A 19,626-nucleotide genomic window follows, 5' to 3' on the forward strand; every position below is an offset into this window, starting at 1 on the left:
CTCTCTGAAGCTGAGTTTCCCGATACTGACCTCTCTAAAGCTGAGTTTCCCGATGCTGACCTCTCTAAAGCTGAGTTTCCCGATGCTGACCTCTCTAAAGCTGAGTTTCCCGATGCCGACCTCTCTGAAGCCAAGTTTCTCGATGCCGACCTCTCTAAAGCTGAGTTTCCCGATGCTGACCTCTCTGAAGCCAAGTTTCTCGATGCTGACCTCTCTGAAGCCAAGTTTCTAGGCACAAATCTACAGCGAGCCAATCTATCAGAGGCGAATATACAGGAAGCCGAGTTTTTTGATGCCGATTTGCGAGGTGCCGCGTTTAGACCAGCGTGCGCGATAGTTGTAGGCCCAGAAGAGTCCACGACGGACCCGCTCGGTGCCTCGCTGGAGAATGCACAGTTTGAGGATGGTACAGACCTTCGCGATACGAACCTCTCTGGAGCGAGACTTTACCAGACTGCGTTTAGAGACGTTCGTATCAACGGTGAAACGCAGTTCGGAATTAAAGATGGGCGATACGGGGAGAAGTGTCGGTACGAGTACGACCCGAACACGGGAGTCTCTACGAATGAAGGCGTGCCCCGTCTCCGGGCCGCCGCGTGGACCTATCGTCGTCTAGAGTCGTTATTTGAAGAGAACGCGATGGATAGACGTGCTCGTAATGCTCACATACGTAAGCAAGAAGCTCAACGGAAACACCAATTCATCGGTGCATTTGAACCAATTCTTAGGACACTACCAGACCCAATTCACGAACAGATTCCTCAACGATTCAGACAGCATGACTCAACGGACGATTCGTGGATTATCTCCCTCGGTCAGTACTTCGTCTCAACAATAAATTGGAGACTTCACCGACACGGCGAAAGTCTGCGACAATTGCTCATAGTATCTGCTTTTCTTATAATTACCTGTGGGATTCTCTACGTGAGTCCGTGGAGTGGCGTTGCGCGGAATAATCCCGAGACAACAGATGTGATTACATACCAGATTACGACTGTCGCAGAACTAACATTACCGGAAGTCATTACCACCCTGCTAAACGGCCTGTATTTCAGCATCATAACGTTCTCCACTATCGGCTACGGCGATTTCTATCCGGCCAGTCCCGTATCACGCCTGCTTGTTGGGTTTGAGTCGCTAGCGGGAGCGTTGCTTATCGCCCTGTTCGTGTTTGTCATCGGTCGGCGTGTAGCGCGGTGAAATCGGATTCTAAGGGGATAGGCCAGTTGAAGGCTCCAGACTCGCTGTCCTCGGTAATACGAACGCGGGTTGGTAATCTTTTGCCCCAGCGCGTTCGTCTTCCACTCGTAACCGTGAGTCTGGATGGTGTCTTAGTGGGCTTGCATATAGGCTCTCGAAAATTCCATCTATGAGTCTTGAAGCGACCACCTCTAGTGATGAGATTCAATCATCACTGAAGAACCGACAGCGAACCTCCCAGTCCTCACGATAGGGCACTTCAGAGACGCGCACGTTATCGGGCTCTGGAGCACTCTCTGTTCGGTTCAGAATCGCATCAACGCTCTCGTCTGCCGCGCTCTCGGATGAGAATCCCTCCAGTACGACCGAGACTCCCGTGCCATCCAACGAGGAAAAGACGTGCAACTCGTCGAGCAACTCTACTTCCTCGGTCCACTCTCGGGGCAGAACCTCCCAGCCCTCCATCGCGACCCAAACCGATTCCTGAAATTCCTTTGCCCGCCTCTCATGGTTGTCCGTCATTACTTCGACGACCCAGCCAGATGATATAGACACCCCTCATTCAGACCGCTTAGAACGTGTACGTACGCACGTACGTAGACACGTACATAATCCAGCACATACATGATATTCGAATGATAAGAATTATCTTATAACACCGACTGAGGATATTTGGATGACTGACGAACATAAGACACCAGATGACGACTACGATGTGCCCGACCGCTCAACGAACATCTCGCCAGAGGACCTGTTTAGCGAGCGCCCCGGGACGCTAACCTGTTCCGAGTGCAAGGATACGATGCATGTCGAGTCTGGGTCATCCTCGATGGAATGTGATTGTGGCCACTCGTGGCGAGTGATGTGCGTCCCGGCAGGAATGATGGACGAACTTCAAAAAGGTCGCTGAACCGCTGGTTGCACCGATAGTCTACCTCCGGTCGAACAAGACCTTCGCGCCGTCAGTGGTCGTGTCCTGCTCTGCGTCCTGCCGACCCGTGGCTGAATTAATCGTCTGCTGTACCTCGGAACGGTCGAGGTCCGTGCGAGACTTCATCCGGTCGATGACATCTTCTCGGACTGCACCTTCCCCGGTGTCGTGGAATTGAATCGCACGCCACATTTCGTCCTCAGGCTTCCGCTGAGCCGCCGTGACGCCAGACAGAGCCTCGATGTCCCACGCACCCGACTCATCGGTCATCAACAAGGACATCCACGTCGTCATGATGCTGAGAGAGTTCTCCGCATCTTCCATCGTGACAGTATCCGACAGACGGGCACGGGCGGATGCTTCTGCAATCCGAACCATTCCCTCAAGCTGGCGCGGGCCGATAGTTACACGACCGTCACCCGAGGATGCTCGGATAGACTTCCACTTGCCTTTGACACGCTCCATCGCATCGTCGTCCCACTCTGGGTTGATGTGACGGGCGTAGGCGATGTACTTCTGCATCATATCCTCCGAGACGACGTTCGCCTCACCATCGCCGTTTATCTGGTCGAACACACCGTCTGCGATGTCGGAGTCTTTCTCTTCATCGGCTTTGTTAAGAAACGGCACGATGATGTCCATCCGGTCCCAGACAGCAGGATTGAATTTAATCTGGTCTGCAAGGGGCTGATACACGTCGAAGTTTCCGTTGTGCGGGTTAGCGATGAGGAGTGCCGAACACCGCGAGTAAAGCTTCGCGTGAACCTTTGACTTCGAGACGCTGACAGTCCCTTCCGAGAGGGGTTCTTGAAGCGAGCCCTGAATGGAATCCGGAGCCTTATCCAATTCGTCAATCACCGCGTGACCACCGTCCGCGCGGACGAGTGCGCCACCTGAGACAGTCCACTTCGAAGTGTCAAATCTCTCTTCGTGGGTCACAGCGGCGGTAAGCCCGACCTCGGTCACGTTGTCCGCAGACTTGTAAACCGACGTGGGTGCGATTCGGGCCGTCGCCTTCGCGAGCTTCGACTTCCCGACGCCAGAATCGCCCACGTACGCCACGTGAATTACGTGTCGCGCGTATTCGCCGGGGTTGGAATGGTCAACACCTCCGAACATCTGGTACAGAGCCGCTTTCCGAGCGAGCATGTACTCCTCCCCGCTAATCTTCGGCGCGATGGAACTCGCAAGACGGTCGATGATTTCGGGGTCTTCCGACAGTTCCTTGATGGCCTGTTCGTCCTCCTCAGTGAGTTCAATTGCCTCAAACTCACGGTGCTGGAGTTCTACATCTGTGATTTGAAGGAAGAAGTCAGTCTGCTTCTCCTCCTTTTCGATGACCCGAACAACAGCAGTGACTGTTGCTTTGTCGCCCGGCTCGACCGAACCCACGTGATGATTATACAGGTCTGCCTTGATGTCCTCCGGATTTGCCGTCGTTGAGTGCTGGTGGAGGTCTTGAAGGATAGCCTGCTGAGTGTCCACGAAGTAGTCACGAGCCGTCAGAGTCTCCTCGTATTCGAGGTATTTTTTCGCACAATTGTCGCTGGGACATCCCGGCGGCTTGTCCAACTTACCAGCCGACCGAGACTGCTCCCATTCAACGGTGCTTCCGCACTGTTTGCAGGTGAAGATGGCCATAAACACAGACGGGTACTGCTCCGTCCGGTCTGTACAGCGAACATCAAACTCAACGAGATGACCGATGTCATCTGCACGGATGTCTTCTACACGCTTGCTGAGAGGGCTTCCCTGAATTGATACGTCATCGTACCCGTTCTCACGAGACCAATCAACGAGATTCATCAGATACTCATCCGAATTCTCCGATACAATACGAATCGCCTCCTCTTTGGACACGTCATCCACATGCGAGCTAAGTGCGTCACCGATTTCGTCAATCGTCACTTCGAGAATCTGCTCGCCGGTCGAGGAAGTGAAGAACGCATCATAGGCGGAGTGCTGAACAGGGTCAGTACTCGCTGGGCCGAACGTCAGACACGCTTTGTCTGCCTTGGTTGATTGCCGCGCTACGCTACTCGCTTCCGCGTCGGGGTGAGACGCCATATCATGTAATTTAAATGATTAGTGTAAATACCTATCGCCAAACTGATAGTAAGTATATATAAAGTCTATTGATACACAGTAGCAATAGTGGTAGATGTTTACATACCCCCCTTGACCCCCCATTCTGGGAAGGATTCCGTAGGGAGACGCCCAGAAGATGCCGATAACCTTCTTTCCGCTTTTTACAACGGGGGTGGGGGGGGGTTGTAGCGGTGTTTATCCGTGAATAAGAGTTTGTTATACGTTAGTATATAGCAAGGAGAAGAAATTCCATAAGCACACTCGTTTGACCCCCCCACCCCTGAAGATGATGGAATATCTGTCTCTGACGGCTCATCGCTCACGAAAACTGAAGATGCGGGGGGGTTCATGGGGGGTATTCCTCGTCATCGAATTGTGGGCCGAATATGTCAAGTGTATAAAGATATAAGGACTCTTAGTTCCTATACAAATATGTCCAGACATCGGGTTATGAAGTCGTTCTGGGCACTTCCGGCGATTCGGGGTTGGGACTGTTTCAGGGGTGAGACATAAGCCAACCCCTTCGTTTCAATAACTCCCGACTCACAAGTCCGGAAAGAGGTCAGCCGTACAACAGTCCTTTCAGACCTCCCGACGACTGGATTGCACGCTCCAGTTGTACAACACGACGTTCGAGGTCGTCGTTCCGACTCTGTTCCTGTTCGAGTTCCGACTCTAACTTGTTGACGCGTTCGGCCAGATTCTTCGTGAGCTTGGAGGTTCGGTGACTGGTCTTCTGCACTTCGGTCAGGTCATCTGCCCTCGCGAACTCTCGTCGGGCGTCCTGTTCCACCCGGTTCAAATCGTGCCGCACGTCCTCGACTCGATTGATTGATGCGTCTTCTATCTGGTCGATGAGTTCACGGAGAGAGAGGTCGCCAAATCCGTCGTCGAATACTTCTCGTTCCAGTTCGGTCAACCGCTTTCGATTTTCTTTGCTCCTGTCGTTGATTGTGTGTTTGTCTCGCTGTAAGTCGTTGACTCGCTCTCTCTGGGACGTTGCCACGCCCATCGCGTCTTCCGCGCTCTCACTCGCGTCCCGAGCTTCACTCCGCACGTCCTGAATATCTCGCCGCAGGTCATCAATACTCGCAGGAGTTTCTAGAGCTTCGTAGTGCGACCGCACATATTCCTCACCGTTTGGCGTAAGTGAGTAGATGTTTCGGTCACTGACTCCACCGGGCACTTCCTCCGCATCATAGATTTGCACGAGACGACCATCGCCTCGACCAAGACGCTCTCTGATTCTATATCGAACACGGGCCTCATCAGAGTCGGCGAGCGCCCACTCGTCGCAGATGTCCTTCGCAGATAGTACGTCCTCGAATAATGCGAGGAGGATTCGTTTATCGAGTTTATCGATGTTATTTCCACGGTGTTCGAGGGTCGTCATTATATCAATATATTGTGTGAGAAACCCTATTGGTCTTGATATATTCCTGTTGATATTTACAGGTTTTCGACGGGAATTCCTCAACTCACGACACCACTATTGTGGATTCATCTGTTTCGAAATAAAAACGAGAGGTCGTCTCCTGAACTGAGATGGCGAGTTGTGGAGCGGGAGTCACCAGAGATGCATCCCTTCCTGTAACGAGTAATCCTTAGTATCCTGAGTTAGGTTCTGTACCTGATTTATCTAAGTCACCTGCAGTACCTCAGGTGGATTATCTGTGGCCAAATAGAGAGTACGTTTCATGAGCTTTCTGGGGAGGAGGACACACCTCATTCAGAGCGCCCCGGAGCCAAAAACTATCAGAACTCACCGCGCAGTACCTCGAACATCGGCCCAGCGATATGATAGCCGTCCTCGTCGCGGGCGATTATATCCATTCGTTCAAGCTCACGCATCGTCGCTGGCGGCACGTCGTGGTCATGTCGGGATATACGGTCACCCCTAGCGAGCACGGCATAGACCGCATCGTACTTGTCAAAATCCATACGGATACCACAACAGTGACGTGCAACGGTGTTTCCCCGGACGCACGCAGAAAAGCTCACGAAACGTACTCTCTGTGGCCCAGATTGTGTACGTGGCTATGTACGTGTTTATGTACGCATGGCTTTGTTGAAATCCTTAGCAGGTGATACATTCCGACTCGGTTCCGGTCAGTACAGCAAATACAAAGGGTATGACTGTACTGCTTCGGGATTATGTAATTTGATTTTTTAATAGTTATTCCTAAATAGCTCCTTGATTGCCCCTCGGTAATGGTTTCAAAGTTGACTGGACAGGCCTTTGAAGAACTCATTACACATACCGTCGATATATTAACGGTATTGGATGGAGAGGGTGTCATCCAGCATGAAAGCCCGTCTATCGAGCGTGTTCTCGGCTATAAACCTGATGAGCTAAGGGGCGATAATGTATTCGAGTATATACATCCTGACGACCGGCAGAAGACCCTTGAGGCGTTTTATGAGGTTATTGAGGCAGATGTAGATTACACTACGGGAGATGTCGAATTTCGGTTCCGACACAAGGATGGGTCGTGGATATGGATGGAGGCCCGAGGGAGTAATAAGTCGGTGAGAGAGCTTGGAGGCTATGTGATTTCCTCACGTGATATTTCTTGCCGCAAGGGATACGAACAGCAATTAGAACGAGAACGAGACAATCTTGACCGATTTGCCAGCGTCGTCTCTCACGACCTTCGTAATCCGTTGAACGTGATGCAAGGACGGTTAGAACTCGCTCAAGACGACTGCGAGAGCGAACACTTTGATGCGATGGAACGGTCTCTCGACAGAATGAACGAATTGATTGATGACCTTTTGATACTATCACAAGAGAGTGAGACTGAACCACTCTTAGATGCCGTAAATCTACAGGAGATTAGTGAGAAATGCTGGCAGAACCTTGATACGAATGAATCAACTCTTAATATTGAGACAGAGCGAACTATCGTAGCAGACGAAAGTCAATTCAAGCAAGTACTTGAAAACCTCTTCCGTAACGCGATTGAACACGGAGGAAAAGACGTAATAATCACGATAGGTGCGTTAGATAATGGATTCTACGTTGAGGACAACGGTCGGGGTATCTCTGAAGACGCTCGTGACTCCCTTCTCGAATTTGGGTTCTCAACAAAGACTAACGGGACAGGATTCGGTCTCAGTATTGTGAACGAGATTATTGAGAACCACAATTGGAACCTGAATGTTTCGGAAGGAAGGGAGGGTGGTGCGAGGTTTGAATTTAGAAACATTACATTTGCTTAATAACGAATTGGAACTTTTCAACAACCTCCTGTTTCAGGAGAGAATATGTCTGAATGATAATATTTCAACAGAGCCGTACGCATCTATGTACTTGGTTGGAGCGTTCTGAATGAGGGGTATCAGTACGCCCTGTCACCGGCAAAAAGCCAGTAGATGTTGATGATGCCGACGACGAGTGCTCCTACAAGGATGATGGGTTCGATTTCGGTCGGTCTGATACCAGTCGATATTGCGGCGAGGCCGAGGATGAGCGTCCCGATAGCGGCGATGGCATAAATCTCGTTCAAAGTTTCAGTCATGGTCTAGGTCATCTATGCCGTATGGTTGTCTGTTATCACCACCTACGGATTGTCGTACCGTATTGGTTTCGCACGTTGGAGTTGGGCGGTCTATGAGAGAACTTACAGCGGAAACGCGCACTTGGATACCTCGTTGTTGGGTGGGAGAAAGCAATACGAGGACACTTACAGCGGAAACGCGCGCTACGATTTTATTGATTCTTGCTTTTATCGGAGGTGGGAACGTCAGGAATCTCATAGCCGTGTTCCTCCGCCTGCTCGATGTAGTAGTCGAGGCGGGTCTTGATTCCTGTAATCGAGCCCTTGCCGACTCCGGTCTCGTCCACGATGGTCGAGTACGGTACTTCGGCTTGGAGGCAGGCGACGACTTCGAGGACTCCGAGGAACTTCTCCGTGTCGGGGACGTGCGCCGTGGCGTCATCGTTGTACCGCATCCCCTTCGGAGGGCGTCCGTCCGGCAGACCCTGTGCCTCCCGACGAGCCTTCACCGCCGCACTCTTTGTGAACTCCCTCCGCTTGACGCCCGCCTCAACCACATGGGTCACTGCGAACGCGTAGTCGTCCACGTCGGGGAGAGCCTCATCGAGGAAAACAAACTCAGCGTCCCCGAGAAGGGCCGCCCGGCGAACCTCAAACCAATACTCATCCCTCGCGATGCGTGATGGGTCGTGAGCGACCACGTAGTCATACACACCCTCGCGGAGGTCTTCGACAAGCTGAAGGATGTCTTCGTTGTTGTCGATGCGTTCCTCGGCGTCAGGCTTGACGTGGGTACTGAATCCAGTGTGGATGCCGAGGTTGATGGCGTCCACCTCGTCCGCGAGTTCTTCCGCACGTTCCTGACACGCCTCCTTCTGCATCGTCAGGCCGAGCTTGTCACCCGACCCCTGTGACGACCGGGCCACCCACGCCGCCCGGGTCATTCGCTGTCACCATCTCCTCCTTTGATGATTCCGAGTTCGATTTTGTTTTTGGCGCTTCCCATGCCCCATTCGAGTTCGTCGCCCTGTTCGAGACTGAAGAACTCGCGGATGTCTTTTGGGATTGTCGTGCGAGCTTGTACCACAGTTCGCGAAGTTCCATCGTCGTTTTCGACCTCCGTTGAGGTCACAGATACCTTGGTTTTCGGCATATTCTGTTTAGTACTACCCCGTAGGATACCTAATATGTTATCTTGGTGGGTACACGGTGTGGTCACTTCTCGAACGAAATCCCGACTTCCTGAACCAGTGAGCAACAACCAAGAGGTCCGACATCAATAGGACAGTATGGAAGGAAGCGGTCACGTTGACATCGGATTCGGCGGAGGCGCAGAGGTATCGGTTGAGACGAACAGCGACAACATCCGACTCGTTATAGACTCAACGGGTGACCACACTGCCTCGATGTCCGCCGTACTCGACTCCGAGACTGCGCGAGACCTCGCAGAAACTCTCCTCGACCATACGGACTAATAGACCCATACTTCCTGACTGACTCTGGAATAATACTCAAGAATAGGACGGGTCATCAGAGTTCGTCGGCGTCCTGATTCTCGTTGAGGAATGAGTCCATATCCCCGAATAGAGCCTCACCCGCATCACTCGGAGTTGACCCTTCCCAGTCGTCCCGGCCCACCGTTGCGGAATCGAGACCGTCAGATTGGAACCGTCCCCACGCACGCCGGAGTGCCTCTGTATCTAAATCCTCGCCAACCTCGCACGTCTCGATAGCGCCGGGCTCGGGGTCGTCAAGGTCGAACACGTGCAAATGAACCACCCCATCAGAACCAAACGAGAGGTCAAGCTTGTATTCGGTCATATCTTTGCCAACGATGAGTGATGGCAAAAGAGCGCCGAGTGCTCAGAAGCCGTCTCGGAGAATAGCTAGGACCACGGCGGCGGCCCCAATCGCTCCCGGGACGAGCCACGGAAGGACAGTCGCTACTGTCTCAACGAGGTCGTGCTGGACAGGATAGAACGGGTCGCCCGGTTGGAGAGCGGCGGGCGAGGCAAGCAGGTGACTGAAGACTGCGATGACGACCAGTACCATGATGGCTGTCCCGACCGCGCCAACGATGAACTGGATGATGCGGTCGCCGCTCATATCCAGACCGAACGTATCAGGAGTTAAAACAGTATTGTGAAACAGTTCGATAGGTGTCAGTTATCGTCCTCAAACTGGACTTTCGGTGGAGAGACCTTCTCCCAGACGGAACACTTGATACCCGGACTTCCTGAACGCGTTGCACCTTCCGAGAAACCTGAAACGGATGTGTCCAGTTTGTCTGGGAGACACACAGATGCGACGATGTTCAGACGGATAGCTCCCGACTGTGCGTACGGGGGTACGCTAGCTGCGCATGTTGGGAGATGAGCGTCAAGAAGTAGGTCATTATCGGACGCTGGTCAGTCACTGCGCAACACAAGTCTCCCAGTATGACAGCAAGCGTGTCTTGTAGGAAATCACCTGTAGATTCGCTCAGTTCCAACTAATCAATACAAAAAAAAATATAAAATAAACCCATCAGTTCCTAGCTTAGGCGTTAGATGGCGTTTCCGTGTAGAAAGATTCTGGGACAGTCATCAACGAACGAATCTGTCCAACATCTTCTCTCGGGCCGTCAAATTCAATTGGAACTGATTCTTCGGGATTTTGTTCAATTAATTTTTTAATATACTCTGAGACCAACTCTGCAACAGCGGTCTTCCCATCGTCATGTTGACAATCTAGCACAGTTTGGTTAGCTTTATCTCCGTGGTCAATCCATGCGATTGAAGACTGATTACAGGGAATGTAGTATACTCGCGGGCGTTCTGGAGGACCCGCAATTTCTGGGCCGATGTATACTGAAGTCACAATATCATCGTCAATCAAATCGTAGACAGTTTGTGCAAGTGAACGACTAATTTCGTTTCGCTCAACCATGTGTAATTAACCAATCACAGACTCTATTCAACATTCCGCCTCAGTCGCTGAGATGTCATAATCCGAATTAGCTAATTCACGTACCTGTTGTTACAGTTAATTCAGATACTATCTAGAGAGAATAACGCAGTTGCCATAATGATTACACTCTCTGTATCTTGCACTCCATTCCCATCAGATTCTGAGGATTTTAATAGAGCTAAATATATCAGGAGGTGTCACTCCTCAGACGGTTCTATCCATAGACCGCCGCCACACTTGGAGCACCTCGAACATAATCTCGGAAGTTGAGTGTCGGGTTTGTAGTCAAGCAAATTTTGGGTGATACGTCGTTTCTGCGACTTTGGCGGTTCACTACGGTCTATGTCCCGTTTTTTGGTGCCTTCGTAATTCCAACTCCACTTGAGATTCACATATATGCGAAAGAATTAGGACCACTTCATGTATGGACCGGAGTATGGTCAAATCTTTCGAGGATTTCGTCTCTCAACTGCGGGAGGTCAAGCGGCTCGGTTACGTTGAGACCCATCGTGCAGGGAACACGGGAATCGGCAAGACACTTGAAGACCTGCTTGGTATTGAGGAGAACAACATCCCGGGGCCCGACGCGGCTGGTGTCGAACTGAAATCGACGCGCAGTCACTCAAACAACCTCAATACGTTATTCACTAAAGAGCCTCCACGTGGCCAGCGGCGGTTGTGGAACCAAGACCTCGTACGTAAACTTGGCTACGAGGATGGGAAGGGACGACAGGCACTCAAGGTTACAGTTCGACCGGACATGCCCAACAACCGAGGTTTCTTCCTCACATATGACCACTCATCGGTGGCGGTCTCACACGAAGATTACGGCGTCGTAGCCACTTATCCTCTCGATTTCCTACAGGAGACGTTCGAGGCAAAGATGCCGGAACTCGTGATGGTTATCGCGGACACCAAAGAGGTCGATGAGCGCGAGCACTTCTGGTACAACGAAGCGTATCATCTTGACGGGTTCGACGGTGACGACTTCCTCCAATTAATGCGCGACGGCGTGATTACGCTCGACCTACGGATGCACATCAAAGAGAGTGGTAACATCCGCAATCGAGGAACTGCGTGGCGGATTATGGAAGAGAGCCGACTTGATGAAGCGTTCGAAGAGCGGACGGCCCTCCTTAATGACACTGAGGTTGAGGACATCGACATCACGCCACGCCCGCACGACGACCTACCACCGGAGCAGGATACCCTCGACTAGTTCTGATGAGTCTCGATACTGAGCCGTTTGATATTCCGCCTAACCGACGGTGGTGTCAAAATTCAGTTAGAATAGACTCACGTCCAGAGCAGTAAAGACTCGATAGCATGATTAGAACCAATAGACAACACTCAGGTGTCACTATCGGGAGTGGTGGTTAATTAAAATCCTCAAACGTCTGTTGTTCTCCCAGCGCGCTCCGTATATTATCTACATCTTCAATTGTACCCCAGTCCATGTCGAATGGCGGGTCAACTGGTGAGGGTGAGGAGGAAAGAGTAACGTCAGTTAGCAAACTCTCCGAATTTTGATATAATTCATTTAGTACTGATTTGTCCTTCGCTCTGATTGCAGTACCATTATTTTTGCCGACACGAATCCGTATATCTATTCGAAGTTTTTCAGTTCGAATTAATTTCTCAAAAGCATGTTTATTCCACCCAGAGTAACGCGTCGCAGATTCGTACCAGAAGTACTCTGTGTCCAGATTATTGAGTACGTCCGCTTCAACAAGTACGAGCCCGTTTTGTGCTTTTTGCACCCAGTCTTCTATTTCTAGAGGCGTGTATGTCGCAATAACACCATCCTCTTCATGACATATTCTGAGATTCCCCTTGTCGAAATCATCCAACGAAAGGTAGAGCCCAGTTTTTTTACTGGGTACATCTAGCTTCAGAGTCGTCCGTGCAGACTGCTTCCCACTGCTATTCTCGTATCCATACTTTTGGGCAAGGGCATCACCCCAAAGCCTACGATTCGCTTTTTGTGGGGCCTTCGTACTAATCGTAATAAGTGAACTTGAGTCCGCGCGGTGGGATTTTAGTTCCACATTTGCGATGTCCGGGGCACTATTATTGTTTTCCTCAATACCTAGCAGGTCTTCAAGACTCTTCCCGATACCTGTATTCCCCGAGCGTAATGTCTTGACATACCCAAGCCTCTTGATAGATTTCAACCGAGATAGAAACTCGTCGTAAGGAACGTGCGGCACATCGTAGGACAATCAACAGCAGTGTAAAAGCCTATGGACCAAACAAGTAATACTAGTTGTCTGGCGCAGACATTACGACGATGTTTTCTTTCGCCATGAGGTCACCTGTAACCCCGGAGACGTTTTCAGGCGCATTTGACCACGGGAGAGTCTTGTTCGGAATCTCCCGGGCAAGCATATACTGATGCTCAAACCCAAGGTGCTGGCAGAGTTCCTTGGTGATGAGATGGGTCGGGATGTTGACTCGACTCATCGTGCGGTTTGCGACTACCCACGCGACCGGGTTACCGGGCTTAGTTACGCGTGCGACCTGTTCCATCACGGCGTAGTAGTCGCGGAAGAACTCCATCGCGTCTTCAGCACGACCCTCTTTCTCTCGTAGCGTTTCCAGCGTGGCCGCAAGTGCGGGTGACAACTCCTCCAGCGTGTCGAGGGGTTCGAGCTTGCGATTCTTACCGCCAAGGCCCTCCTTGTCTACCTCTCGCATCTCGTCATATCCACGGCCCCACGCGACGATAGCGGGGTCCTGCGAAAACTGGCCGTAGGCAACTGTAGTTCCGTGGTCACCATACGGAGGAGACGTAATCACGATGTCCGCACTGTTCGTCTTGATGTCTTCTGCAGTGCGAGAATCAGCCAGATAGACTTCCGTGGAGCGGTCATGGTTGACGCGCTGACTATACTCTTTCATCAAGTCAACGTTCTCTTCAACTTTGTTCGCGAAGATACGGTAGACGTTGGGGTCGTGAGTCTCACGGTCTTCTTCGGCCAACCGGTACCGTTTATATTCGCCGTTGCGCTGGAAACTGACCCTTCGAGTCGTCTTCGAGAGGGCTACCCGAAAGAAGCGACCAAGGTCATCCTCGTTGCCGTTGTCCCAATTCGACTCAACCTCGCTGATACGGTTGCGGATAACACAGAGTTCGAGAAGGTGTGGTTGGGGGAACCAACCATCACGAACCTCTGGCTCTCGGATGTCGTCGAACGCCCCTCCGTCTTCGTACCGTTCGCGCGTACGCCGGAGGTCAGCGGCAAGGTCTTCCATTACCTTGTCTCGGAAGTCCATCATCTGGTCCACGTCGAGAGGACACGACTTTGCCCGGGTCAGCAGGGTGGCGAGCGGATTGATGTCATTAGCTTTTGTGTTCAAGTCAGCGAGTCGTCCTTCGACTGTCGTCGTTCCTGAGCCTGAGAACGGGTCGTACACAAGGTCACCGGCCTCGATGACGCCTTTGTGCTTGTAGTAACTGAGCAGAGCACGGACAATTTGGGGGACCATCCGCGCCGGGTAGGGATGCAAGCCGTGGGTATACTCCTGTGTGTCGTACCCGTCAAATGTCCAGTCAACGTCTTCGAGGTCGGTCACACTATCGAGGTCGTCGTGAACGTGCGAGGATGAGCCGAGTGTTGCTTGATGATGGTCCTTCGTCATTCAAATACTCTCTATTTGTCCAGTTGCTTATTTGCAGGGCGTATTAGTTTCGTACGGTTCGCCAAGGGGCTTCTCTCTTGCTGATACGAACAGCACCTACATAGGAGCACTCATGTTGACTGGAATCTCCTCGCCGGGTTCAACGAAACGAAGAGGAAGCCGAGAACCTGTAGAAGAAGCCACCACAGATGAACGACACACGATAGCCTCGGGAATCATGCGAGCCTGCGTGTGCCCTGCTCTAGTTACTAACAGGGTCATCAAGTCCTGCGTTAACTTGAGCCCGCATCGAGAGATTTAGATGCAATTCCGCTTTTTCACCAGCCCTCCATGTCTTCGACTGTTCGTTATCTCGCTCAAGATAACCCATCTTCTCCATCTCCCGACAGACGCGACGCACGGTATGTCTGCGGCTCTCTGGAATGTCAAGGTCGCTTATTTTGAACTCGCCTTCGTCAACTAATCGTTTTATGATGGTTGACCAGATGTCATCGCGAGCCGTTCGGGTCATGGTTGAGTGGATGTGAGCCCCATGAATAACATTATTGGTCAGGTATTGATGGGAGCGAGCCATATCTGTCCTCATTTTAGCGCGAGATGAGAAACCTTATAATATATGCCTTCTTTTTGAGAAACGTGACCATATATGAGTAGTAAAGAAGAAAACCCAACCTCCGTAGACACCAGCGCCCTCCCTAACGATAACGATGATACGGCCAAATCCGAAGACTTGCCAGACTCTGAACTGCAAGAGTCCAGCGAGACGGACGAGACCGCCATCGACAAAGGACCGTATGGTGTTGTCGCTATTCTCTCTCTGGACGGCAACATCCTGCGCTCGCTAGGCATCAATCCCGACCACGTGACCGAGATTCGCTACCGGCCATACAACGGTGCTATCCTCGTTGAGCCGGTGACCGCTTAGGAGGCCCAAAGCGTGTCAAGAAAAGTCCCCGTCCAATCCTACGTTCTCACTGAATGTCGAGAGCGATGGCGGGATATAGCAGATGAGATGGGCATGAGTGAGAGCCAGTTCGTGCAAGCGATGGTTGAGGCTGGCTTAAAGAAATTCACGCGCGAGGTGGAGCCCGATATGACCCGGGACGAACTCCGCCGCGAGCGTAACGAATTGTACACCGAGTTACGCGAGGAGCGCGAGGCGAAACACCGTCTCGAAGAGAAGTCCATGACCAGCGAGCGCGAGGTCGTAATCGAATACGTCGAGGACAACCCCGGTTGCACTTACAAAAACATCGCGGACCATCTCGCTCAGACAGCACCGTCGCGGACAACCAACGTACTGGAGAAAACCGAGGGAAGCGACCTCACAGTGGACGAGGATGGCCGGTGGTTCACGCGATGATTGAAACGAACTACAACTACGAGTCCGGGTATCATGAAGGGTCGTTCGTCGAACAGGACGCTCTCGCGTACCTCGGCGTGTACAAGCGTATCGAGGACGTGTCCGACCTGTACTACCTCGGAAACTTCGAAACCGACGTGGACGCGGACGCCGCATGGGAGGATTTCTGTGATAAAAAACTCGCTAACAGCACCACACACACCCGAGAAACAGTGTACGGTGGGGCCTACCGTCGTTGGTGTGAATACTGCGACCGACACGGTATCCACCCGGCACTCGCTGACCCTGCCAACATCGAGAAATGGCTTGCCCACGAGATAGAGGCCCATAACAGCACGATGAAGGCGGCTCACGACCTCCAGTTCCGACCGATATTTCGCTGGTATCGATGGATGGCGTGGAATTCCGACTGGCCTCACCGCTACCAGCCGACGATTATGGCCGTCCTGCTGGGCGGCGTGACGTACGACATCTGGCAGACCCGGCTCTTTGACCGCAAGAACATACCAACAAACGATGACTAAGAATCCAGAAGACGAAGTAATGGAGACGTTCGGGACGACGAGCGACCCGTTGGAAACATACAACGAGGATATGAAGAGTATCGACGCGGACTGGTACGACCGTTTCCTCGAAAAACGGGTTCCTAAGAAAGGCATCGCTGACTCGTTCGCGAAGAAATACGAGGAAGCGTTCGCGCTGTGGACTGAGTTCATGGCGCGAGCGTATCCCGACCGCGAGCCGACGCTCGCGAGCCATCACCACGTCGAGAAGTGGATTGAAGGCATGACCGAGCGGATGAACGGGGACTCGGCGCGAGCGCGTGTAAATCGGGTAGCTGAGGTGTATGAGTGGATGCAGGAGGATAACAGGTTCCCCCACCCTAAAGAGTATGACCCGTACCAGTTGGCGAAGAAAAACAACAAGGGGCCGCTGAAAAGCACCGCCCCACGTGAATTCCCGCAACTCAACCTCGACGATGTTCGCGAGCAGGTTCACGGAATCAAGCACGTTGGCGAGCGGGCAGTAACAGTGTTCGGCATGAAAACGGGGGCGCGACCGGGGGAGATTGCGAATCTTCGGTTAGAGGACATACACATCACGAACGTGGACGTGCTGAATCACTTTGACGGGTGCGAGGGGCAGGACCACGGTCAGATGGGGTCACACGACCAACTCAACGAGCGACCCAACGCCGTGTTCATCGACACGAAGAAGAACCGACCGGGAAACCTCGATGAAAACCTGCCGGGGAACAAGCGGAAGAATCCGACTGTCATCCCGCTCGACGATGAGACGCGCCGCGTCCTCATCGACTGGTTGCTAATTCGGCCCGATAATGGCTCGCCGTACGTGTTCTTGACGCAGAAAGGCGGCCAGATGAAACCGTCGAGTCTCCAGTACGTGTGGCGAAAGAACTGGTGGCCCGAGTACGAGGTCACGAACGATGGCGAGATGCGGTCGATTACACCGCACTACGCACGCCACTGGTTTTCGTCGTGGTTTAGATTACAGGCCCGGATGCCTGAACCGTGGGTACAGTACATGCGCGGAGACGTGCAGTCATCGGAAATCGATAATACTCGCGATGCGTTCCATCGGTATATCCACATGTACTACGAGCAAATTGAGGACGAATACCGCGATGAAGTGTTCTCGCTCGGACTCTGACTGGCTCGACGGTTGCGCACATCTGGTGCCAGACGGCGGTTTTTCACAATATACTGTCAGTTGTTCCGGGAGCTTGCGCAATCCGCCCGATAGCGTCGGGTATCCGTGATTTTGAGTATAAGAAGGGTATTTAAATGGGAGTCACTCAGAACCCTCATCCCCGCGCCGTCTGTCGTTTTCCGTGATTTGTCTTTGTTCCACCTTGTTCAGCTCGATCAGCAGCCGGAAGATCGCTTTCACGAGGTTGGCGTCGACGTCGAACCGCTCGGCGTTCTCGCCTGCGCGCTCCATGACGCGCTCCTCTTGGCCCTCGTCGGTCGTCGGGAGGTCGCGCTCCTCCTTCACGGCCGCCACGGTGTCCGCGACGTACGTCCGGCGGGCGATCAGTTCGACGATCTCTCGGTCGATGTCTTCGATCTCGTGTCGCAGTTCGTCGAGGCTTCGGTCCTCAGAGTTCGGTGTGTCACTCATTGGTAGTGGGATCGGTCGATGGTGTGCTCACTCGACGGCCGCGCCGTCGTTACTCGTGGTCGTCCGCCGCAGCGTTCCGGGGCGCTCGCCCCACGCGTCGGCGAGCGCGTCGAGGTCGGTCGCCGGGTCGGTCGGGTCCGCGACGGCGACGACGCTCGGCCCGGTGCCCGACAGCGACACCCCGGTCGCGCGCGGCATCGCCTCGACCGCGGGATCGGCGTCGAACCCGAGCGCGGCCGAAAAGGCGAGGCCGTTGACGGTCATCGCCTCGGCGTACCGGCCGTCCAGCGCGAGGTCGGCCACGAGGTCCGCCATCGGCGCCACCGCCTCGCAGCGGGCCACGTCCGCGTCCGCGCTGTAGGCGCGCTCGGGCGGGGTCCACACGAGCACGTCCCAGTCGACGGCCTCGCGCGACCGGAGCTCGTCGCCAGCGTTGTCGGTGACGGTCACGCCGCCGAGCATCGAGGCGGTCGCGTCGTCGAACGCACCGGTGACGGTCACGCCCGCCTCGCGGGCCGCGCGCACGCCCAGCCGGCAGGCCTCCAGCCGGGTGACGTCGGCGGCCGGGTCCGGGTCGCCGCCGGCGCCGTCGCCGCCGTCCCCCACGCGCAGGCCCAGCGCGTCGCAGGTCGCGAGCACAGTAGCGTTCGCGGCCGCGCTGGAGCTTTTCAGTCCGGCCGCGAGGGGCACGTCGCTGTCGGTCCGAACGGTGCCGCCCTCGCCGTCGCCCCACCGCTCGGTCGCGAGCGCGACGCAGCGCTCGATCAGGGCGGAGTCCGCGTCGGGGTCCTCGGCGATGGTCCCGTCGACGCCCTCGGCCGCCGGGTCGAGCGCGACGCTGGCCCGGGTCTCGACGTCGATGCCGAAGGCTGCACCGGTGCCCGTCGCGAGCGCGTTCAACACGGTGCCGGCGCCGAGCGCCGCGGCCCGTCCCTCCATGCACTCACGGCTCGCGAGCGCGGACAAAGAGGTAGCGATCACGGCGAGACTCTCGGCGGCGCGGCCGGCGGCGTAGCACGCGGGGACGACGGCGCGGCACGGGGGGCCGGGGCGGCTCGGCTCAGACCGGCTCCGCGCGCCGCACCGCGGCGTCGACCTCGTACCAGTCCACGTCGGCCGGGACGTTCGTCTCCCGACTCCGGAACGTGATCGAGACGTCGAATCGGCGGACCCCGTCGCCGAACCGGTTTCCGGACGGGAACCGCTCCGTGTCGTACGCGAAGCCGGCCGAGTCGCGCTCGGCCGAATTCGGGCGCGTCGCGTACGCATCGGCGCGGAACTCGACCGTACCGTACGTGAACCGCCCCCGGTTCTCGACGGTGAGCCGAGCGTCGACGGTCGTCTCGTACCCCTCGTCGGCCACGTCGAGCACCTCGGCGTTCGCGACGACCAGCCCCGAGCCGTCCGGACCGACGGCGTCGGGGACTGAATCGTCGTCGACCTGGTCGGTGCCCTCTCGGTCGGGTTCGGACCGGTCGGCGGTCGAGCCGTCACTGTCGGTCCCCTCGTCCGTTCCCGTCTCGGCGTCGCTCTCGGACTCACCCCCGTCCGCGCCGGCGTCCGGCTCCGCGACCCCGTCCCCGCCGTCCCCCGACTCCACGAGACAGCCGGCGAGCAGGCCGGGGACGGAAGCGGCGAGCAACCGCCGCCGAGAGAGCGATCGCCTCACGGCTCCCTCCTCGCCGCCGCCCGAGGGTGCGGTGGGTCTCGGTCCCGCATCGGTCACCCCGTCACCGACCCGAGCGCGCCGGACGCCGCGCCGACGACGGCGGCGACGACCGCGGTCGTGAGCACCGGTCCGAGCGCGTCGG

24 protein-coding genes are annotated in these 19,626 nt (G+C 54.5%); 8 read left to right on the forward strand and 16 right to left on the reverse strand.

The window, feature by feature from the left end; all coding sequences use genetic code 11:
- The coding region (locus DJ75_RS12405) for a pentapeptide repeat-containing protein (RefSeq protein WP_094524768.1) at positions 1-1,200 on the forward strand (1,200 nt) is incomplete at its 5' end.
- Between the two features lie 204 nt (positions 1,201-1,404).
- Here DJ75_RS12405 and DJ75_RS12410 read toward each other — a convergent pair.
- The 4 genes from DJ75_RS12410 to DJ75_RS12425 form a co-directional block, all read right to left on the reverse strand.
- Positions 1,405-1,722, reverse strand: coding sequence for a hypothetical protein (locus DJ75_RS12410; protein WP_094524769.1), 318 nt, complete (start codon positions 1,720-1,722; stop codon positions 1,405-1,407).
- Between the two features lie 409 nt (positions 1,723-2,131).
- On the reverse strand, positions 2,132-4,198 hold the full coding sequence (locus DJ75_RS12415) for a minichromosome maintenance protein MCM (RefSeq protein WP_094524770.1): 2,067 nt from the start codon (positions 4,196-4,198) through the stop codon (positions 2,132-2,134).
- A 583-nt stretch (positions 4,199-4,781) separates the two neighbouring features.
- Positions 4,782-5,612 (reverse strand): hypothetical protein, encoded by an 831-nt coding sequence (locus tag DJ75_RS18305; protein ID WP_141212034.1) that lies wholly within the window; start codon positions 5,610-5,612, stop codon positions 4,782-4,784.
- 362 nt (positions 5,613-5,974) lie between these two features.
- Positions 5,975-6,160: a hypothetical protein gene (locus DJ75_RS12425; RefSeq protein WP_094524772.1), complete on the reverse strand. Its 186-nt coding sequence runs from the start codon at positions 6,158-6,160 to the stop codon at positions 5,975-5,977.
- 270 nt (positions 6,161-6,430) lie between these two features.
- Here DJ75_RS12425 and DJ75_RS12430 point away from each other — a divergent pair, with 270 nt between their 5' ends.
- On the forward strand, positions 6,431-7,441 hold the full coding sequence (locus DJ75_RS12430; protein WP_094524773.1) for a PAS domain-containing sensor histidine kinase: 1,011 nt from the start codon (positions 6,431-6,433) through the stop codon (positions 7,439-7,441).
- A 119-nt stretch (positions 7,442-7,560) separates the two neighbouring features.
- On the opposite strand, the gene DJ75_RS12435 is transcribed toward DJ75_RS12430, so the two are convergent.
- From DJ75_RS12435 to DJ75_RS12445, 3 genes are all read right to left on the reverse strand, one after another.
- A complete protein-coding gene (locus DJ75_RS12435) occupies positions 7,561-7,740 on the reverse strand; it encodes a hypothetical protein (protein ID WP_094524774.1) in 180 nt (59 codons plus the stop codon).
- A 191-nt stretch (positions 7,741-7,931) separates the two neighbouring features.
- Positions 7,932-8,663 (reverse strand): hypothetical protein, encoded by a 732-nt coding sequence (locus DJ75_RS12440; protein ID WP_094524775.1) that lies wholly within the window; start codon positions 8,661-8,663, stop codon positions 7,932-7,934.
- Entirely contained in the window at positions 8,660-8,872 is a 213-nt protein-coding gene (locus tag DJ75_RS12445) for a hypothetical protein (RefSeq protein ID WP_094524776.1), read from the reverse strand. The genes DJ75_RS12440 and DJ75_RS12445 overlap by 4 nt, the downstream gene beginning before the upstream one ends.
- A gap of 136 nt (positions 8,873-9,008) precedes the next feature.
- Here DJ75_RS12445 and DJ75_RS18310 point away from each other — a divergent pair, with 136 nt between their 5' ends.
- Positions 9,009-9,194 carry a hypothetical protein gene (locus DJ75_RS18310; protein WP_141212035.1) on the forward strand — a complete coding sequence of 62 codons (186 nt, stop codon included), beginning with the start codon at positions 9,009-9,011 and terminating at the stop codon, positions 9,192-9,194.
- A 55-nt stretch (positions 9,195-9,249) separates the two neighbouring features.
- On the opposite strand, the gene DJ75_RS12450 is transcribed toward DJ75_RS18310, so the two are convergent.
- The 3 genes from DJ75_RS12450 to DJ75_RS18315 form a co-directional block, all read right to left on the reverse strand.
- A complete protein-coding gene (locus tag DJ75_RS12450) occupies positions 9,250-9,540 on the reverse strand; it encodes a hypothetical protein (RefSeq protein ID WP_094524777.1) in 291 nt (96 codons plus the stop codon).
- 42 nt (positions 9,541-9,582) lie between these two features.
- Complete coding sequence (locus DJ75_RS12455; RefSeq protein WP_094524778.1) at positions 9,583-9,825, reverse strand: hypothetical protein; 243 nt, start codon at positions 9,823-9,825, stop codon at positions 9,583-9,585.
- A gap of 432 nt (positions 9,826-10,257) precedes the next feature.
- Entirely contained in the window at positions 10,258-10,647 is a 390-nt protein-coding gene (locus DJ75_RS18315; RefSeq protein WP_141212036.1) for a hypothetical protein, read from the reverse strand.
- A gap of 445 nt (positions 10,648-11,092) precedes the next feature.
- On the opposite strand from DJ75_RS18315, the gene DJ75_RS12460 reads away from it, so the two are divergent.
- Positions 11,093-11,887 carry an MvaI/BcnI family restriction endonuclease gene (locus DJ75_RS12460; RefSeq protein WP_254921981.1) on the forward strand — a complete coding sequence of 265 codons (795 nt, stop codon included), beginning with the start codon at positions 11,093-11,095 and terminating at the stop codon, positions 11,885-11,887.
- Positions 11,888-12,044: 157 nt separating this feature from the next.
- Here the strand turns inward: DJ75_RS12460 and DJ75_RS12465 are convergent, their stop codons facing one another.
- The 3 genes from DJ75_RS12465 to DJ75_RS18320 all read right to left on the reverse strand — a co-directional run bounded on the left by DJ75_RS12465 (position 12,045) and on the right by DJ75_RS18320 (position 14,821).
- Positions 12,045-12,878 carry an MvaI/BcnI family restriction endonuclease gene (locus tag DJ75_RS12465; protein WP_176451454.1) on the reverse strand — a complete coding sequence of 278 codons (834 nt, stop codon included), beginning with the start codon at positions 12,876-12,878 and terminating at the stop codon, positions 12,045-12,047.
- 52 nt (positions 12,879-12,930) lie between these two features.
- Positions 12,931-14,244, reverse strand: a complete 1,314-nt coding sequence (locus DJ75_RS12470; RefSeq protein WP_254921982.1) for an adenine-specific DNA methylase — start codon at positions 14,242-14,244, stop codon at positions 12,931-12,933.
- A 307-nt stretch (positions 14,245-14,551) separates the two neighbouring features.
- On the reverse strand, positions 14,552-14,821 hold the full coding sequence (locus DJ75_RS18320) for a hypothetical protein (RefSeq protein ID WP_141212037.1): 270 nt from the start codon (positions 14,819-14,821) through the stop codon (positions 14,552-14,554).
- 135 nt (positions 14,822-14,956) lie between these two features.
- Between DJ75_RS18320 and DJ75_RS12475 the strand changes: the two genes are divergently transcribed.
- The 4 genes from DJ75_RS12475 (at position 14,957) to DJ75_RS12490 (ending at position 17,344) form a co-directional block, all read left to right on the forward strand.
- Positions 14,957-15,235, forward strand: a complete 279-nt coding sequence (locus DJ75_RS12475; protein WP_094524781.1) for a hypothetical protein — start codon at positions 14,957-14,959, stop codon at positions 15,233-15,235.
- A 93-nt stretch (positions 15,236-15,328) separates the two neighbouring features.
- Positions 15,329-15,673: a hypothetical protein gene (locus tag DJ75_RS12480; RefSeq protein ID WP_141212038.1), complete on the forward strand. Its 345-nt coding sequence runs from the start codon at positions 15,329-15,331 to the stop codon at positions 15,671-15,673.
- On the forward strand, positions 15,670-16,197 hold the full coding sequence (locus DJ75_RS12485) for a hypothetical protein (RefSeq protein WP_094524783.1): 528 nt from the start codon (positions 15,670-15,672) through the stop codon (positions 16,195-16,197). Before DJ75_RS12480 ends, DJ75_RS12485 begins: the two co-directional genes overlap by 4 nt.
- A complete protein-coding gene (locus DJ75_RS12490) occupies positions 16,190-17,344 on the forward strand; it encodes a tyrosine-type recombinase/integrase (protein WP_094524784.1) in 1,155 nt (384 codons plus the stop codon). Before DJ75_RS12485 ends, DJ75_RS12490 begins: the two co-directional genes overlap by 8 nt.
- A 141-nt stretch (positions 17,345-17,485) precedes the next feature.
- On the opposite strand, the gene DJ75_RS12495 is transcribed toward DJ75_RS12490, so the two are convergent.
- The 3 genes from DJ75_RS12495 to DJ75_RS12505 form a co-directional block, all read right to left on the reverse strand.
- Positions 17,486-17,815: a chorismate mutase gene (locus tag DJ75_RS12495; RefSeq protein ID WP_094524785.1), complete on the reverse strand. Its 330-nt coding sequence runs from the start codon at positions 17,813-17,815 to the stop codon at positions 17,486-17,488.
- A 27-nt stretch (positions 17,816-17,842) separates the two neighbouring features.
- A complete protein-coding gene (locus DJ75_RS12500; RefSeq protein WP_094524786.1) occupies positions 17,843-18,754 on the reverse strand; it encodes a shikimate kinase in 912 nt (303 codons plus the stop codon).
- A gap of 121 nt (positions 18,755-18,875) precedes the next feature.
- The gene (locus tag DJ75_RS12505; RefSeq protein ID WP_094524787.1) at positions 18,876-19,484 is read right to left on the reverse strand and encodes a hypothetical protein; all 609 of its coding nucleotides are present in this window, start codon (positions 19,482-19,484) and stop codon (positions 18,876-18,878) included.
- Positions 19,485-19,626: the final 142 nt, after the last annotated feature.

Source organism: Halorubrum sp. Eb13 (assembly GCF_002252895.1).
Classification (GTDB): domain Archaea; phylum Halobacteriota; class Halobacteria; order Halobacteriales; family Haloferacaceae; genus Halorubrum.

Bases quoted from the DNA above. Each gene is read 5' to 3' on its own strand.
- DJ75_RS12415 (WP_094524770.1), bottom strand. From the start codon at position 4,198: ATGGCGTCTCACCCCGACGCGGAAGCGAGTAGCGTAGCGCGGCAATCA.
- DJ75_RS18305 (WP_141212034.1), bottom strand. From the start codon at position 5,612: ATGACGACCCTCGAACACCGTGGAAATAACATCGATAAACTCGATAAA.
- DJ75_RS12410 (WP_094524769.1), bottom strand. From the start codon at position 1,722: ATGACGGACAACCATGAGAGGCGGGCAAAGGAATTTCAGGAATCGGTT.
- DJ75_RS12435 (WP_094524774.1), bottom strand. From the start codon at position 7,740: ATGACTGAAACTTTGAACGAGATTTATGCCATCGCCGCTATCGGGACG.
- DJ75_RS12480 (WP_141212038.1), top strand. From the start codon at position 15,329: ATGAGTGAGAGCCAGTTCGTGCAAGCGATGGTTGAGGCTGGCTTAAAG.
- DJ75_RS12450 (WP_094524777.1), bottom strand. From the start codon at position 9,540: ATGACCGAATACAAGCTTGACCTCTCGTTTGGTTCTGATGGGGTGGTT.
- DJ75_RS12460 (WP_254921981.1), top strand. From the start codon at position 11,093: ATGGACCGGAGTATGGTCAAATCTTTCGAGGATTTCGTCTCTCAACTG.
- DJ75_RS12490 (WP_094524784.1), top strand. From the start codon at position 16,190: ATGACTAAGAATCCAGAAGACGAAGTAATGGAGACGTTCGGGACGACG.
- DJ75_RS12440 (WP_094524775.1), bottom strand. From the start codon at position 8,663: ATGACCCGGGCGGCGTGGGTGGCCCGGTCGTCACAGGGGTCGGGTGAC.
- DJ75_RS12430 (WP_094524773.1), top strand. From the start codon at position 6,431: ATGGTTTCAAAGTTGACTGGACAGGCCTTTGAAGAACTCATTACACAT.
- DJ75_RS12500 (WP_094524786.1), bottom strand. From the start codon at position 18,754: ATGGAGGGACGGGCCGCGGCGCTCGGCGCCGGCACCGTGTTGAACGCG.
- DJ75_RS12455 (WP_094524778.1), bottom strand. From the start codon at position 9,825: ATGAGCGGCGACCGCATCATCCAGTTCATCGTTGGCGCGGTCGGGACA.
- DJ75_RS12475 (WP_094524781.1), top strand. From the start codon at position 14,957: ATGAGTAGTAAAGAAGAAAACCCAACCTCCGTAGACACCAGCGCCCTC.
- DJ75_RS12495 (WP_094524785.1), bottom strand. From the start codon at position 17,815: ATGAGTGACACACCGAACTCTGAGGACCGAAGCCTCGACGAACTGCGA.
- DJ75_RS12445 (WP_094524776.1), bottom strand. From the start codon at position 8,872: ATGCCGAAAACCAAGGTATCTGTGACCTCAACGGAGGTCGAAAACGAC.
- DJ75_RS18315 (WP_141212036.1), bottom strand. From the start codon at position 10,647: ATGGTTGAGCGAAACGAAATTAGTCGTTCACTTGCACAAACTGTCTAC.
- DJ75_RS18310 (WP_141212035.1), top strand. From the start codon at position 9,009: ATGGAAGGAAGCGGTCACGTTGACATCGGATTCGGCGGAGGCGCAGAG.
- DJ75_RS18320 (WP_141212037.1), bottom strand. From the start codon at position 14,821: ATGACCCGAACGGCTCGCGATGACATCTGGTCAACCATCATAAAACGA.
- DJ75_RS12425 (WP_094524772.1), bottom strand. From the start codon at position 6,160: ATGGATTTTGACAAGTACGATGCGGTCTATGCCGTGCTCGCTAGGGGT.
- DJ75_RS12485 (WP_094524783.1), top strand. From the start codon at position 15,670: ATGATTGAAACGAACTACAACTACGAGTCCGGGTATCATGAAGGGTCG.